Annotated in this window: 12 protein-coding genes and 2 pseudogenes; 12 read left to right on the forward strand and 2 right to left on the reverse strand. The window is 42.7% G+C overall.

The window, feature by feature from the left end:
* Positions 1–99: 99 nt before the first annotated feature.
* From AC6IZR_RS03090 to AC6IZR_RS03105, 4 genes are all read left to right on the forward strand, one after another.
* Positions 100–1,449, forward strand: a complete 1,350-nt coding sequence (locus AC6IZR_RS03090; RefSeq protein ID WP_024054783.1) for a hemolysin family protein — start codon at positions 100–102, stop codon at positions 1,447–1,449.
* A 408-nt stretch (positions 1,450–1,857) separates the two neighbouring features.
* Positions 1,858–2,835: an ABC transporter substrate-binding protein gene (locus tag AC6IZR_RS03095; protein WP_497848770.1), complete on the forward strand. Its 978-nt coding sequence runs from the start codon at positions 1,858–1,860 to the stop codon at positions 2,833–2,835.
* 10 nt (positions 2,836–2,845) lie between these two features.
* Complete coding sequence (locus AC6IZR_RS03100; RefSeq protein ID WP_013903975.1) at positions 2,846–3,739, forward strand: ABC transporter permease; 894 nt, start codon at positions 2,846–2,848, stop codon at positions 3,737–3,739.
* Positions 3,740–3,748: 9 nt separating this feature from the next.
* Complete coding sequence (locus tag AC6IZR_RS03105) at positions 3,749–4,552, forward strand: ABC transporter ATP-binding protein (RefSeq protein WP_049474005.1); 804 nt, start codon at positions 3,749–3,751, stop codon at positions 4,550–4,552.
* A gap of 185 nt (positions 4,553–4,737) precedes the next feature.
* Here the strand turns inward: AC6IZR_RS03105 and treR are convergent.
* Positions 4,738–5,316 (reverse strand): annotated as a pseudogene (gene treR, locus AC6IZR_RS03110) (trehalose operon repressor); the annotation flags it as partial.
* On the opposite strand from treR, the pseudogene AC6IZR_RS03115 reads away from it, so the two are divergent.
* From AC6IZR_RS03115 to AC6IZR_RS03140, 6 genes and pseudogenes are all read left to right on the forward strand, one after another.
* Positions 5,290–6,054 (forward strand): annotated as a pseudogene (locus AC6IZR_RS03115) (alpha-amylase family glycosyl hydrolase); the annotation flags it as partial. The pseudogenes treR and AC6IZR_RS03115 sit on opposite strands and share 27 nt — an antisense overlap.
* A gap of 128 nt (positions 6,055–6,182) precedes the next feature.
* Positions 6,183–8,495 carry a DUF8508 domain-containing protein gene (locus AC6IZR_RS03120; protein WP_497848771.1) on the forward strand — a complete coding sequence of 771 codons (2,313 nt, stop codon included), beginning with the start codon at positions 6,183–6,185 and terminating at the stop codon, positions 8,493–8,495.
* Between the two features lie 214 nt (positions 8,496–8,709).
* Positions 8,710–9,504: a pyruvate formate-lyase-activating protein gene (gene pflA / locus AC6IZR_RS03125; RefSeq protein ID WP_497848772.1), complete on the forward strand. Its 795-nt coding sequence runs from the start codon at positions 8,710–8,712 to the stop codon at positions 9,502–9,504.
* 124 nt (positions 9,505–9,628) lie between these two features.
* Positions 9,629–10,564, forward strand: coding sequence for a manganese-dependent inorganic pyrophosphatase (locus tag AC6IZR_RS03130; protein ID WP_021153680.1), 936 nt, complete (start codon positions 9,629–9,631; stop codon positions 10,562–10,564).
* Positions 10,565–10,627: 63 nt separating this feature from the next.
* On the forward strand, positions 10,628–11,140 hold the full coding sequence (locus AC6IZR_RS03135; protein WP_021153679.1) for a YiiX/YebB-like N1pC/P60 family cysteine hydrolase: 513 nt from the start codon (positions 10,628–10,630) through the stop codon (positions 11,138–11,140).
* Positions 11,124–11,774: a DUF1803 domain-containing protein gene (locus tag AC6IZR_RS03140; RefSeq protein ID WP_195529716.1), complete on the forward strand. Its 651-nt coding sequence runs from the start codon at positions 11,124–11,126 to the stop codon at positions 11,772–11,774. Before AC6IZR_RS03135 ends, AC6IZR_RS03140 begins: the two co-directional genes overlap by 17 nt.
* A gap of 34 nt (positions 11,775–11,808) precedes the next feature.
* On the opposite strand, the gene AC6IZR_RS03145 is transcribed toward AC6IZR_RS03140, so the two are convergent.
* Positions 11,809–13,254: a UDP-N-acetylmuramoyl-L-alanyl-D-glutamate--L-lysine ligase gene (locus AC6IZR_RS03145; protein ID WP_021153677.1), complete on the reverse strand. Its 1,446-nt coding sequence runs from the start codon at positions 13,252–13,254 to the stop codon at positions 11,809–11,811.
* An 87-nt stretch (positions 13,255–13,341) separates the two neighbouring features.
* On the opposite strand from AC6IZR_RS03145, the gene AC6IZR_RS03150 reads away from it, so the two are divergent.
* Together AC6IZR_RS03150 and AC6IZR_RS03155 are read left to right on the forward strand one after the other, a co-directional pair.
* Positions 13,342–14,970: a putative polysaccharide biosynthesis protein gene (locus tag AC6IZR_RS03150; protein ID WP_003013325.1), complete on the forward strand. Its 1,629-nt coding sequence runs from the start codon at positions 13,342–13,344 to the stop codon at positions 14,968–14,970.
* Between the two features lie 138 nt (positions 14,971–15,108).
* A complete protein-coding gene (locus tag AC6IZR_RS03155; RefSeq protein WP_049471747.1) occupies positions 15,109–16,206 on the forward strand; it encodes a cystathionine gamma-synthase in 1,098 nt (365 codons plus the stop codon).
* The last annotated feature ends 1 nt before the right edge of the window (position 16,207 follow it).

Consider the following 16,207-nt stretch of genomic DNA (forward strand, 5'->3'; position numbering starts at 1 on the left):
TGATTTTTTGATGGTAAAAAAAGAAAATGACATAGAAGAATGCAGGCTCTCATATTTTGTGGTATAATATACGATATTATATACTGGAGGAAAGTATCCATGGAAGACCCTGGCAGTCAGGAAATTTTACTGGAATTTATTTTATTGATTGTTTTGACATTATTGAACGCCTTTTTCTCGGCAACCGAAATGTCAATGGTATCGTTGAATCGTTCTCGTGTAGTGCAAAAGGCTGAAGAAGGAGATAAAAAATACATTCGTCTTCTTAGCGTTTTGGAACAGCCCAACCATTTTTTATCCACTATTCAGGTGGGGATCACCTTGATTACCATCTTATCTGGGGCGAGTCTTGCAGATAGCCTTGGTCATGTTATTGCTGGATGGATGGGCAATACTAAAACGGCTATTGCAGCTGGAAGCTTTTTATCTCTAGCGTTTTTGACTTATATTTCGATCGTATTTGGGGAACTCTATCCGAAACGAATCGCTATGAACCTGAAAGATGAGTTAGCTGTTCGAACGGCTCCGATTGTCATTTTATTAGGAAAAATTGTTAGCCCCTTTGTTTGGTTGCTTTCAGCGTCGACCAACCTTTTGAGCCGTATCACGCCAATGGAATTCGATGATCCGGATGAAAAGATGACGCGGGATGAAATCGAGTATATGCTGACCAATAGTGAAGCAACACTAGATGCGGACGAGATTGAGATGCTCCAAGGGATCTTTTCATTAGATGAAATGGTAGCGCGTGAAGTCATGGTGCCACGGACAGATGCCTTCATGGTTGATATCAATGATGATACCAAAGAAATCATTGAAAGTATCCTTAAGCAAAACTTTTCACGGATTCCTGTCTATGATGATGACAAGGACAATGTCATCGGTCTCATCCATACCAAACGTCTCTTGAACGAAGGATTTATCAATGGCTTTGATAATATTGTCTTAAGAAAAATTTTACAAGAACCTTTGTTTGTTCCAGAGACCATTTTTGTGGATGATCTTTTGAAGGAATTGCGCAATACCCAAAATCAAATGGCCATTCTGCTTGATGAATATGGTGGGATGTCTGGTTTGGTTACTCTTGAAGACCTCTTGGAAGAAATCGTCGGTGAAATTGACGATGAGACTGACAAAGCAGAAATTGATGTCTTTGAAATTGCGGACAATACCTATGTCGTACAAGGAGCCATGTCACTAAATGACTTTAACGAATATTTTGATGTTGAGTTGCAAAGTGATGATGTGGATACCATTGCAGGGTATTATCTGACAGAGGTTGGGCGAATTCCAACCTTGAAAGAGCGACTCAGCTGTGAAGTCGATAGTCAAAAGAAACACCTCATTTTGACAAATGACAAAGTAAAAAATGGTCGTGTGACCAAGGTGAAAGTTGAAATTTCTGAAATCGTCGAGGAAGATGAAGAAACTAAATCAAAAGAAGATTAGAAAATAGAGGCCTGGATGTGTTCCAGCCTCTGTTTTTTTCTTGTCAGGACCAGTTGAATTTTCAAAAAATTTCAAAAATTTCTGAAATAGTCTTGACATCAAAAATAAATTACGGTAAGATAATACCCATAAATAAAGAAAGCAGAAAATAAACATGAAACAACAAGCCATTTCTATTCAAAAATTCTACTTTAGCTACTTTAGATAGTGTTTGTAGACATGATCTCATGGATGCAAACAACCCAAGCAATTTGTTTGTATCTATGTGGCTAAGATTTTTGATGATGGTCCATAGAGCTAGTATCTAAATGGACCGAGGTTTTGTAACTTGTTGGAGAATTTCAAGCATCCGTTTAGAGAATCATCTAAGCGGATTTTTTGTTTATTTTGCAGAAAAGGAGTCAAAAAATGAAAGTAGTGAAAAAATTGCTAGCACCTGTCCTGGTTGTAGGACTTCTGTTAACATCATTGGTGACCTTACACCACCTAAAGGATACTAAAAAAGAGAATGTCTTTCGAATTGGGATTTCCCAGTACATCACCCATAAGTCGCTTGATGCGACACGAAAAGGCTTTATCGAGGAGTTGAAGAAAGAGGGCTATGTAGATGGGAAAAATATTCAGATCGATTTCCAAAATGCTCAAGGGGAGCAACGAAATCTGAAAAATATTTCTAAACAATTGGCAGAAGAAAGTGATCTAGTCTTTGCGATTGCAACCCCTTCTGCACAAAGTTTGGCTAATACCACTAAATCAACACCTATTGTCTTCTCAGCTGTCACAGATCCTTTGGTAGCGAAATTGGTGAAAAACTTGAAAGAACCAGGTGGCAATATCACAGGGACAAGTGACCAGTCAGAAGATGCGATCGCTACACAGGTAGACATGATTAAGCAAGTGCTTCCAACGGCGAAAACAGTTGGGATTCTCTATACGCAAAGTGAGCCTAACTCCGTCGTCCAAAAAGACAATGCGAAGAAGATCCTAGAAGCTAAGGGCTATCAAGTGGTTGAAAAAACAATTCTTGATAGTAACAATGTGAAAGCTGCAGCAGACAGTATCATGTCAGAGGCAGATATCGTCTTTGTTCCGACGGACAATATTATCTCTTCTACAATGGACACTGTCAAACAGATTTCTATCAGCCATAAGGTGCCAGTTTTTGGTGGGTCTGCTGAGATGGTGGCTACTGGTGGTTTGTACAACTTTGGTACTGATTATGAGGAATTGGGAAGACAAGCTGCTCGGATGGCTGTTCGCATCATGAAGGGTGAGAAACCTGGAAAAGTCGCAGTTGAAACACCTGAAAAATTAGAATTGCATACCAATAAAGAGATGGCTAAAGAGCTTGGAATTGATATTAGCTCGTTGAAGGTAGAAAAATAGGAGGTTTGAGATGAATTTTGTTTTATCAAGTTTATCAGAAGGTTTATTGTGGTCGATCATGGCGATCGGTGTTTACTTAACATTTCGAATTTTAGATATTGCTGATATGACGGCAGAAGGAGCCTTTCCACTTGGGGCAGCAGTTGTAGCATCCCAAATTCAAGCCGGAAGAAATCCTTGGCTTGCAACCTTTTTAGGCTTCCTAGCCGGAATGATCGCAGGATTGGTCTCTGGAATTCTCCATACAAAAATGAAAATTCCAGCCCTCTTGACAGGGATTGTCACTTTGACCGGTCTCTACTCTATCAATATCAAAATCATGGGAGGGGTTCCTAACCTTTCTATCGGAGATTCTAGTACCATTTTCAAGAGTGTGATGAAATTAGGTCTTTCTAATGAAGAAGCTGTCTTTTTGATTAGCATTTCTTGCTTGATCATCGTCTGTATCTTATTGACCCTCTTAATGAAGACGCAACTTGGCTTGGTTTTGCGCTCGACTGGTGATAACATTCCAATGAGTGAGGCCAACGGGGTCAATGTAGATAACATGAAGATGTTGGGCTACATGATTTCAAATGGATTGATTGCCCTGTGTGGAGCCATGTTTGCACAAAATGATGGTTTCTCAGATGTGACTTCTGGGACAGGGACGATCGTAGTCGGCTTGAGTGCTGTGATTATCGCTGAAGTTTTGATCCACGAATTGACCATTGGTTGGCGCTTGCTTTCAATCGGGGTTGGAGCCATTGTTTACCGTTTGATTATCTTAAATATTTACGAGATCCCAAATCTCGATCAAAATATGGTCCGTCTCTTCAATGCGATCTTGCTTGCGATTGTCTTGTTCGCTCCTGAGGCGCAAAAACGTCTTCGTGTTCGTGGATTGAAGTTAGGAAATAAGTAGGAGAAAAGTATGGCAACATTATTATCAATTGAAGGCATTCATAAGACATTTGAAGCAGGAACGGTTAATGAAAACCATGTCTTAAAAGGCTTGGATCTCCAAGTGGAAGAAGGAGATTTCATTTCGGTTATCGGTGGAAATGGAGCTGGGAAATCAACCTTGATGAACATCTTGGCAGGAAATCTAGTCGTGGATGAAGGGGATATCTTGCTAGAAGGTAACTCCATTAAAAATACGAGTGTTCGGAAGCGTGCGAAAGATATTGCGCGTGTCTTCCAAGATCCTAAGATGGGGACGGCTTCTCGTTTGACCATTGAAGAAAATATGGCGATTGCCCAACGTCGGGGGAAATCTCGTGGTTTGAGCTGGGGAGTTCGGGAGAAAGATCGCGAATTGTTCCGTGAAGCCTTGAAGGAACTGAATATCGGTTTAGAGAATCGTCTCAAGGTAGATACCCAATATTTGTCTGGTGGGCAACGTCAAGCTTTGACCTTGGTCATGGCAGCTTTGGTTAGACCAAAACTCTTGCTTCTGGATGAACATACCGCAGCGCTCGATCCAAAGACTAGTGAAATGGTCATGGAATTGACCCAAAAGATCGTGGAAAGCCATGATTTGACAACCTTGATGATTACGCATGATATGAACCATGCTATCGAATACGGCAACCGCTTGATCATGCTCTACCAAGGCAAGATCGTTGTCGACGTCAAAGGAGAAGAAAAGAAAAACCTAACGGTTGAAGATTTGATGCGCCTCTTCCAACAAAACAGTGGTGAAACTTTGGTGAGTGATGAATTGGTCTTGGGATAAAATAAAAGAGAGTGGGACAGAAATCGGTCATTCGTTAGAATTCGATTTCGTCGTCCCACCTCCGCACAGTTGAGTAGGGCTGTAAAAGCTGATGAAATCAGCGTAGTAGAGCCCACTCAATCACTGCGTCTTACTCGACAATACAAAGATAACTGAGAGGCTAGGACTTTTGTCCCAGCCTCCTTTTATTTCCTCCGCTCTGCATAGTCGACAAAATGAAACTTGTCTAATATGTGTCGACTTTCGGTGAATTGGAATTGTCGTCCGTCTGCTAGGTGAACTTGGGAACGGACTGTCACCACGTGTTTGTCTTTTCCAAGATCCAGTAAGATTTTGTCACGATTATCGATTGGTGAAATCAAAATTTCTTTTTTGGCATAGCTAATCTGCAATTCCAAGTCTTCTTCTATATATTGGTAGATAGAGTGCTGGGCAATTTCCTTGGTCAGGCCAGGGATGAGCTCTCTGTCTAGGTAATCAATATCTAAGACAGAAGAGACACCATCCACCACCCGTTGCCGGGTTACTTTCCAAACCAATCGGTGAAGGGGGAAACCTGTCTTTTTAGTGCCTTTTTCATCGATACTGATCTTTTCCAAACGAATGATATTGGTTTCTGAGTGAAGAACAGAAGCTTTGACGATTTCTTGGTAGCTGGTTAATTGGGAAACGGGGAAGTCAAAGTTCGCTTGTCTAGAAACTTGCGAACCCATCCCTTGAACAGTCTCGATAAAGCCTTCCTCCTGCAAGAGCTCAAGCGTCTCTACCATACCTGGGGCAAGGAAATGAGTGAACGAGGTGGTTGGAGTGCCCTCTTCTGGAATAACCATGACCAACCTCGTGCTTTGAATCTCTTTGTGGATATCAAGAACTTCCGCAATGAAGGAGCGACCATGCTCGCTGACAGCATTCACTTGTCACGTGGAACTCCGTATATCTACATGGGTGAAGAGATCGGCATGATTGATCCAGACTATGATTCGATGGCAGATTATGTGGATGTGGAGTCCATTAATGCTTACCAAATGCTCTTGGACCAAGGCAAGTCACCTGAGCAAGCCTTCAAGATTATCCAAGCTAAGTCACGAGATAATTCTCGTACACCCATGCAATGGGATGCTTCTCTAAATGCTGATTTTTCAACAGGGACCCCATGGTTGAAAGTTGGGAAATCCTATAAAGACATCAACGTTGAAAAGGAGATCGACGGACCAATCTTTACTTTCTATAAAAAATTGATTCGCTTGCGTAAAGAAATGCGGATCATTTCAGAAGGCAGCTATCAGCCAGCACTTGAAGATAGTCAAGAAGTCTATGCCTTTGAACGCCACTTAGACGGTCAAAAACTCTTGGTACTCAATCATTTCTATGGAAGTGAAGTCGAAGTAGCGATTCCAAAAGACTACCAAGCAGGGCGCGTGCTCTTGTCCAACTATGAGAATGTAAAGCTTTCTGAAAAAGTAATTCTGAAACCGTATCAGACACTGGCAATTTTAGCTTAAGTTCTTGACACTTCGATCTTTTTTGGTCGAAGTGTTTTTTTTTTGAAAAATATTTTTGAAAGCGCTTGAAAATACAAAGTCATTCCCTTATAATAAAAGAGGAAAACTTTTTAGGGATGGAGAAACGCATGAGAAAAAACGGTAAAAAGATTCGCCTACTGGGAGTAGCCACCTTATTGGCTAGTCAGTTGGGGGTCTTTAGCAGTGCCCTCACGGTAGTTGCAGACGAGACCACAGCTTCGACTTCAGAGCCAGCGCTTGTGACGAACACTAGCAGCGAGGAAAGCTCGACAAATAGTTCGACTTCTGCTACAACAACAACTACAGACGCTACGACGAGAGCTTCGAGTGATAAAGAAGAGACATCTAGCAGTTCCTCAGACGCTGCTGAGGAGAAAACGGTTAAGATCGGGGACATTCAAGGGGAAGCGCAACGCTCTCCACTGGAAGGCCAAAAGGTAGCCATCAAAAATGCAGTGGTGACTAAGACAGACCGCTATGGTTTTTATGCCCAAGATATTGAATCGGATGGCAATAGCCGTACTTCAGATGGGATTTATGTTGTTTCCAAATACAAGGTGAAAGTCGGCGATAAGGTGAAAATCACCGGTACCGTCAAGGAAGGCTATATGGAGGAAGTCACTTTGGGAGCCGGGAAGACCTTTAAGGAACCGACGAATAGTTTAACGGTGACCATGCTGGTTGACACTTGGATCACCAAAGATGGGTCAGCCCCTCTTCCAGAAGCTGTGAATATCACTGCGGAGATGCCAGCAGAAGTGAAGCCTAATCCGACGGCTTATACTCCAGAAACCGATGCCCTCGATTATTGGGAAAGCCTGGAAGGAATGCTCACGGTGGTGAAGAAACCGCATGTCCTTGGTCCCCAGTATAAAGGAGATATCTATGTCTTGGGAGAAGATTTTACTGGCCTTCCTTTAAACAATATTGGAGGTCTGAATCTACGGCCACATGCGCAAAATACAGCGACGATCCCGATTTATGTTGGGAATCAATTTGTCGCAAAAGCCAAGGATTACTTTACAGAAGACGTAACAGGAGTGGTAACGTATCGGAATAGCTTTTATAAGTTAGAACCTACTCAACAGTTGACAGTCCAAGATGGTGGTTTGCAGCGTCAAGCAGCTCAAACCCAACCAAGTGAGGACAAGCTGACCATCGCTTCCTACAATATTGAAAATTTCTCGGCCAACAATGCCAAAAATGAAACCCCAGAGGATAAGGTGACGCTGATTGCCAATTCCTTTATCCATGAAATTCACAATCCAGACATCATTACTTTGATCGAAGTGCAGGACAATAATGGTAGTGTGGATGACGGAACGACCAGTGGTGTTGAAAGTGGACGCAAACTAGCCAATCGGATCAAGGAATTGGGTGGCAAGAGCTATGAGTATACGGAGGTTGCTCCAGTAGATGGCGCTGACGGAGGAAAGCCTGGTTCCAATATTCGTTTGGGAATCCTCTACAATCCAGAACGCGTAACCTTAGCCAAAAAAGAGGCAGCAACTAGCAACGAGGCAGCGCAATTTGACAAGGGACACCTGGTTAAAAATCCAGCTCGGATTGCCCCTAATGACCCATCGTTTGATCATACTCGCAAGTCCTTAGCTGTTGAATTTGAATTCAAAGGTCAACCAGTTGTGGTGATTGCTAATCACTTGAAATCAAAAATCGGAGATGATGCTATTTATGGGGCAAGCCAACCAGCAGTGGAACATACCTTGCCAACTCGTGAAGCACAAGCTAGTGTCATCCATCAATTCGTTCAAGAAGGCTTGAAGCAAAATCCGAAGACCACCTTTGTTTTGACGGGTGATTTTAATGACTACGATTTCTCAACCACGGCGCAGATCCTTGCTGGCAACGAACTAACAAACTTAATGGCCCAACATGATGCAGGCGATCGCTATTCTTATTTCTACCGTGGAAGCAATCAGGTTTTGGATAATATTTTTATCTCAAACAACATGGCAGCTAAAGCAAGGTTTGAACCAGTCCATATCAATGCTTCCTTTATGAAGGAACACGGTCGTGCATCAGACCATGATCCTGTCTTGGTCCAAATCGACTTTAGTGGAGCACAAACTCCAGGAACGCCGACGGATGATCAACAAGTAAATACAGGTCAAGCAACGGATCAAACTAGCCCTTCTTCATCGAATACAGGATCTCAACTAGTCCCTCATCAGGCCCAAGCTAATGAACAAAAGAGTTCAACATCTGAAAGCAAAGAGAAGGGCAAGAACGAAGATGAGAAGCAAGATGACAAGGAAGAGGCAACAACACAAACCAAGACACCAGGCAAGCGGAAAATCCTTCCATCAACTGGACAAGAAACAAGCTATCTAGCCCTTTTTGGAGTGGCAGTAGCTACGATGAGTCTTGTCTGGTATAAGAAGAAAAGGACTACTCACTAACGTGTTTCATAAGAAAGATCTAAAAAAGGAGTCGCTGGCTCCTTTTTTTCTCCTAAAATACAGGACAGATAGTGCCAAATTAGAAACTGTACTAGGACAATGAAACATACTGAAAAGAACAGTTTCTTTTCAAAAAGAAGCTTAAACTCTTTAAAATAGATGGAATCGTGTTATAATAAAACCATAAAACGTTTTCAAGAGAAGAGGTTCCTCAATGGAAAATGAAACAGTTGACTATGGAAAAGTAACAGGAATGGTACACTCAACAGAAAGTTTTGGGGCAGTAGACGGGCCTGGGATCCGCTTTATTGTCTTCCTTCAAGGCTGTCAAATGCGGTGTCAATACTGCCACAATCCAGATACTTGGGCAATGGAAACCAACAAGTCCCGTGAACGGACCGTGGATGATGTCCTAGAAGAAGCCCTCCGTTATCGTGGATTTTGGGGCGAAAAAGGGGGAATCACTGTCAGTGGTGGAGAAGCCCTCTTGCAGATTGACTTTTTGATTGCCCTCTTCACCAAGGCTCAAGAGTTGGGCATTCATTGTACCTTGGATACCTGTGCCCTTCCTTTCCGGAATACACCTCGTTATTTGGAAAAATTCGACCGCTTGATGGCGGTGACAGACTTGGTGCTTCTTGATATCAAGGAAATCAATGATGAACGTCACAAAATTGTGACCAGCCATACCAATAAAACGATTCTAGCTTGTGCCAAGTATTTGTCTGATATTGGCAAGCCCGTTTGGATTCGCCACGTCTTGGTGCCTGAGCTTACAGACCGAGATGATGACCTGATCGAACTTGGGAAATTTGTTAAAACCCTTAAAAATGTTGATAAATTTGAGATCCTTCCTTACCATACTATGGGGGAATTCAAATGGCGTGAATTGGGAATTCCGTACAAATTGGAGGGTGTGAAACCACCGACAAAAGAACGGGTCCAAAATGCAAAAGATTTGATGGAAACAGAAAGTTACCAAGATTACCTGAAACGGGTCAAAGGATAAAGAAGAAAAACAGTTGGCAATCCCAACTGTTTTTTCTAGTGAAATGCATTGTTCTTCCCTTTCTTTAAACGGAAAAACGTGTTAAAATAGAGTGAATCTATAAATGAAATAAAGAGGTAGAAATATGTCAAAAATTCTCGTTTTTGGTCACCAAAATCCTGACTCAGATGCTATCGGCTCATCTGTAGCTTTTGCTTATCTTGCAAAAGAAGCTTATGGTTTGGATACAGAAGCAGTGGCTCTTGGAACTCCAAATGAAGAAACAGCTTTCGTATTGGACTATTTTGGTGTGGAAGCACCACGCGTCATCACATCAGCTAAAGCAGAAGGGGCAGAGCAAGTCATCTTGACGGACCACAATGAATTCCAACAATCTGTTTCAGATATCGCTGAAGTAGAAGTTTACGGTGTAGTGGATCACCACCGTGTGGCAAACTTTGAAACTGCTAGCCCACTATACATGCGTCTGGAACCAGTTGGATCAGCATCTTCTATCGTATACCGCATGTTCAAAGAACACGGTGTAGCAGTGCCAAAAGAATTGGCAGGTTTGATGCTTTCAGGTTTGATTTCAGATACCCTTCTTTTGAAATCTCCAACAACACACCCATCTGATAAGGTGATTGCGCCAGAATTGGCTGAATTGGCTGGTGTCAACTTGGAAGAATACGGTCTTGCCATGCTCAAGGCTGGTACCAACTTGGCAAGCAAATCAGCAGAAGAATTGATCGATATCGATGCTAAGACTTTTGAATTGAACGGAAATAACGTTCGTGTGGCTCAAGTGAACACAGTTGATATTGCTGAAGTTTTGGAACGCCAAGCTGAAATCGAAGCAGCCATCCAAGCTGCCAATGCAGCTAACGGGTACTCTGACTTTGTCTTGATGATTACAGACATCGTCAACTCAAACTCAGAAATTCTTGCCCTTGGTGCTAATATGGACAAGGTAGAAGCAGCTTTCAACTTCAAACTTGAAAACAACCACGCTTTCCTTCCAGGCGCTGTTTCACGTAAGAAACAAGTGGTACCTCAATTGACTGAAAGCTTTAATGGCTAATGATAAATGGGGAAACCCATCGTTAAAAAGGAGTTTCGGCTCCTTTTTTGCTAGGAGAAGACCATGTTGGAGACGGGCGATTTGATTTTTGTCAGTGAAAATACAGAAATGGGGCAGGCCATCCAGGCATCAACTGGCAACTATAGCCATGTGGCCATCTTTTTGGACGGATTCATTTATCATGCCACGGTAGAAGGTGGCGTCCTTGCCCAATCCCCTGAAGATTTCTTTGAAGCTGAGAAAGTCTATGACCTTTATCGCTATTCGGGAATCGATCTCAAAGAAGTCAAAAAGCGGGCAGAGAGTCTTTTAGGTGCTCCCTACAATGCTTCCTTTTACCCGGATGGAGATGGTTATTACTGTTCCCAGTTCATTGCCGAACTACTTCCTATTTTTGAGACCATTCCCATGAGGTTTGGGGAAGGAGAACAAGAGATTAGTCCGTTTTGGGAAGATTACTACAGAGAGCTTGGTCTAGCGGTTCCTTTGGATCAGCCCGGGACCAATCCTAGTCAGTTAGCCCAATCACTACAGCTACAGTTTAAAGAAAGGTATTTGGATGATTACAATCATTAATCCCACACGTTTGACACGTCAGCCATTTTTCAAGGACTTGATCAACTTTTTGGATCAGCACGACGATGTGATCCTGCGGCAAATCAAGGCCCAATTTCCAGATCAACCAGTGGATAAGCTGATGGAGGAATATATCAAAGCGGGCTTTATCCTTCGAGAAAATAAACGCTACACCCTCAACCTGCCTTTCTTGGAGTCAGCTGATCTTGTCGATTTGGATCAGGAGGTCTTTGTCCGAGAGGACAGTGCAGTTTATCAAGAATTAAAAGCCAAGGTCTTCCAAACGGAACTCCGCAATACTACCAATGAAGCGATTCTCATAGAGGAGACGGACTTTGCGCGACATGCACAGACCCTTTCCAATTACTTCTACAAGGTTGCTCACCAATATCCATTGACAGAGGAGCAAGAAAAGCTCTATGCTATTTTGGGAGATGTCAATCCTGAGTATGCTCTCAAGTATATGACTAGCTTTTTGCTCAAGTTCCTCAAAAAAGAAGTAGTCCAGCAAAAGCGCAAGGACATCTTTGTCGACAGTTTAGTTTTATTGGGCTACATCATTCAAAATGAAGATGGAAAGTATGAGTTAGCTGTCGAATTTGATAAAGAACGATTCATTTTTATAAAAAAATAAAGGCTAGGAATTTTCCTAGCCTTGTTTTTTTTGATTATAGATAACGTTCAGCGATGGCGGCGTCACCTGGATACTCTTCTTTAACGCCATTTACGATTTGGTAGCAGTCTGCTCCTTTTCCAGCGATAATAACAGCATCTTCAGGCTTGCTGGTTGTCGCCATAGCCAGCTGAATGGCTTGTTCGCGATCTGCGATTTTCTCGACAGGGCGCGTGATAAAACTACTAATCTCTTCAGCGATAGCCAAAGGATCTTCATAGTTGGGATCATCCGCTGTGAGGAAGACTTGGATTTCAGGATGGTCTTCTAAGAGTGAGCCAAAGTCCTTGCGGCGGCTCTCTCCTTTATTCCCAGTTGATCCAAGGACCAGTGAAATGGTCCCGGTTTGATGGGTTTCAACAACTGAGAGCAGTTTTTTCAAGCTATCTCCATTATGGGCGTAGTCGATGAAGACCTTAGCGCCGTTTTTCTGAGTCAAGACTTCCATTCGGCCTGGAACGCGCGTCTTAGCAATCCCTTTTTGGATATCCTCGAGGCTCGCACCTAGGCGAAGGCAGGCAAGTCCGGCAGCCACAGCATTTTCTTGGTTGAAATGTCCAATCAGTTGGATTTCATAGTTTCCAGCTAATTTACCAGTGGCTGAGAAGCTGAAGGCCTTAGAGTTTTCAATTTGATTCTCAGACTGGCTTCCATAAAAATCGTGGTCTTGCTTCGCGACTTGGTCCGCTAAAACTTGGAAATGATCCATATCACTATTGATGACAACGGCTTGGCTGTTCTTCATGAGGAGACGTTTGTGGTAGAAATAATCCTCAAAAGTTGGGTGTTCAATCGGTCCAATATGGTCAGGACTGATGTTGAGAAAAACACCAACGTCAAAGGTCAGACCGTAAACCCGTTTCACTAGATAAGCTTGACTGGAAACTTCCATAATGAGGTGGGTCCGATCATTGGCTACTGCCTCAGCCATCATGGCAAAAAGATCTAAGCTCTCTGGAGTTGTCAGGGTCGATTTAAAGAAGTTTTTACCATCCAGTGTTGTATTCATGGTCGACAGCATAGCTGGTCGGTGACTTTGTTCCAAAATATGGTAAGCAAAATAGGCCGCGGTTGTCTTTCCCTTAGTCCCTGTGAAGGCCAATAGTTTTAATTGTTTCTCAGGGTGTCCATAAAACTCCATGGCGATTAAGCTCATGGCCTGTTTGATATTATTGACGAGGATGGCAGGAATACCAACTTCATAATCTTTTTCAGAGACATAAAAGCCGAGTCCATTAGAAATAGCCTGTTCCAGGTATTCTTTTTTGAAGTTGGCCCCTTTAACAAAAAAGAGGGTACTAGCAGAAACCTTACGGCTATCATAGCTAATAGCATCAAAACTTGTTCCTTCTAGATGGTAGTAGTATTCACCATTTACTAGAACTTCTCGGAAATTTTGGTCTTGTTTTAAAATGTTGAGGGTTTGTTCAATTGTAATCATAAAACTATTGTAAACCGAAAGTCTGAATTTTACAAGTAACATGGAAAAGTTTATAATGAAGAGAAGAAGAAACGAAAGAGGACGTTTATGAGTCACGAACAAAATGACCAGCAAGCCCAGATGCTACGCGGGACTGCCTGGATGACAGCCAGCAACTTTATCAGCCGTTTGCTAGGAGCTGCTTATATTATTCCTTGGTATATTTGGATGGGAAAATATGGGCCACAAGCCAATGGTCTTTTTACAATGGGCTACAATATCTATGCTTGGTTTCTCTTGATTTCGACAGCCGGAGTACCCGTAGCTGTTGCCAAGCAAGTAGCCAAGTACAATACCCGGGACCAAGCCGATCATAGCTTTGCTTTGATTCGGGGCTTCTTGAAATTCATGGGAATTCTAGGCCTTGGATTTGCCATTCTCATGTATCTCTTGTCTCCTGTCTTTGCGAGTCTTTCAGGTGGGGGAAAAGAGTTGATTCCGATCATGCAGAGCCTTTCTTGGGCTGTCCTGATCTTTCCTTCGATGAGTGTCATTCGGGGATTTTTCCAAGGTTTTAACAACATGAAGCCTTACGCCATTAGCCAGATTGCAGAACAAGTCATTCGGGTCATCTGGATGTTGCTCACGACCTTCTTCATTATGAAGATTGGCTCAGGTGATTATGTGCAAGCTGTGACGCAATCGACCTTTGCTGCTTTTATTGGGATGGGAGCGAGCCTTCTGGTGCTCTTTTATTACCTTGCAAAGACAGGCTTGCTCTCTTCTATTTTTAGAAAGCAAGAGGGAAGTGATGGGATTGATACTCGGGCTCTCTTGATCGATACGATTCGTGAGGCTATTCCTTTTATCATCACAGGTTCCGCGATTCAGCTCTTCCAAATTGTTGACCAGATGACCTTTATCAATGTCATGTCTTGGTTCACAGACTATAGTCAAAAGCAGCTCTTGGTCATGTTTAGTTATTTCTCTGCTAATCCAAACAAAATTACCATGATCTTGATTGCGGTAGCGACTTCGATTGGGGGAGTTGGGATTCCTCTGTTGACAGAGAATTATGTGAAGGGGGACCTAAAAGCGGCTGGAAAGCTTGTACAGGATAACTTGACCATGTTGCTAGCTTTCTTGCTTCCAGCCACCTTTGGTGCAGTAGCAGTCGCAAAACCACTTTATACGGTATTTTATGGGCAACCAGATGGCTTGGCCTTAGGACTCTTCATCGTAGCGATGTTGCAGACCGTAATTCTCGGTCTTTACACGGTCTTATCGCCAATGATTCAAGCCCTCTTTCAAAATCGTAAGGCCATCCGCTACTTCCTTTATGGTGTAGTGGTGAAATTGGTCCTACAAATTCCATTTATTTTGGTCTTTCGTTCTTATGGTCCGCTTTTGTCAACGACCATTGCCTTAATGGTCCCAATCGTTCTCATGTATCGGGAGATCCAAACCATTACTCAGTTTAATCGCACCATCGTCTTCAAGCGGACCTTGCTTGGTTCCATTCTGACCGTGGTGATGCTACTTGGAGTCTTGATCGCTGGTTTGATTTTGGGCTGGATTTTCCCACCAAATGGCCGTGTATCGAGCATGATTTATATTATCGTCATTGGCGGATTAGGAGTTGTTATCTATGGAGCCTTAGGATTATGGCTACGGTATTTTGACCGCTTTATCGGAGGTCAAGCTGCACGTCTCAGACAAAAATTCCGGATTAAATAAATCAAAGGCTGGACATAAATGACCAGCCTTTTCTTATAGTTTGAAACTATAGCTAGGTCTTGAAAATGGGAAAACCGCTCTCCTCATAATAGTGATAAAATAGTAATCAGTTAGATTGAATGTTTATCGGAGGGCAATATGAGTAAAAAACGCAATATCAATACGATTTTGGCACAGGCAGGAATCAAGTCGGATAAAGCAACGGGAGCTTTGACGACTCCTTTGCATTTCTCTACGACTTACCAACACCCAGAATTTGGTCAGTCTACAGGTTTTGACTATACCCGTACGAAAAATCCAACACGCGCAACAGCTGAGAAGACTTTGGCGGCTATCGAAAGTGCAGACTATGCTTTGGCGACAAGCTCTGGAATGTCAGCCATTGTGCTTGCTTTTAGCATTTTCCCAGTTGGTTCAAAAGTCTTGGCCGTTCGTGACCTTTATGGAGGTTCTTTCCGCTGGTTTAACCAACAAGAGCAAGAGGGTCGTTTCTCTTTCACCTATGCCAATACAGAAGAAGAATTGATCCACCATCTAGATCATGATCCAGTGGATGTCCTCTATATTGAAACACCAACCAATCCATTGATGTTGGAATTTGATATTGCTCATTTAGCCAAATTGGCCCATGCTAAAGGTGCCAAAGTTGTGGTGGACAATACCTTCTATAGCCCGATCTATCAACGCCCAATTGAAGAGGGAGCAGATATTGTTCTTCATTCAGCAACCAAGTATCTGGCTGGTCACAACGATGTCTTGGCTGGTGTTGTCGTGACAAATGAGGCAGACTTGTATGACAAACTCTTTTACAATTTGAACACGACAGGTGCTGTTCTTTCCCCATTTGACAGCTATCTGTTGATCCGTGGTCTCAAGACACTCTCTATCCGGATGGAGCGCTCCACTGAGAATGCCCGCAAGGTAGTCGAGTTTTTGAAAACCTCCCCTCAGGTCAAAGAAGTCCTCTACACTGGAAAAGGTGGAATGGTCTCCTTTAAAATTCAAGATGAGAAAAAAATTCCCAACTTGTTGAATTCCCTTCAAGTCTTTACCTTTGCAGAAAGCCTTGGCGGAGTTGAAAGTTTGATCACTTATCCTACCACTCAAACCCATGCGGACATTCCTGCAGAAGTTCGCCATTCATATGGTTTGACAGATGATCTTCTTCGTTTGTCCATCGGAATCGAAGATGCGGATGATTTGATTGAAGATTTGAAACAAGCATTGGAGGCTTAAG

The organism is Streptococcus mobilis (genome assembly GCF_059727625.1).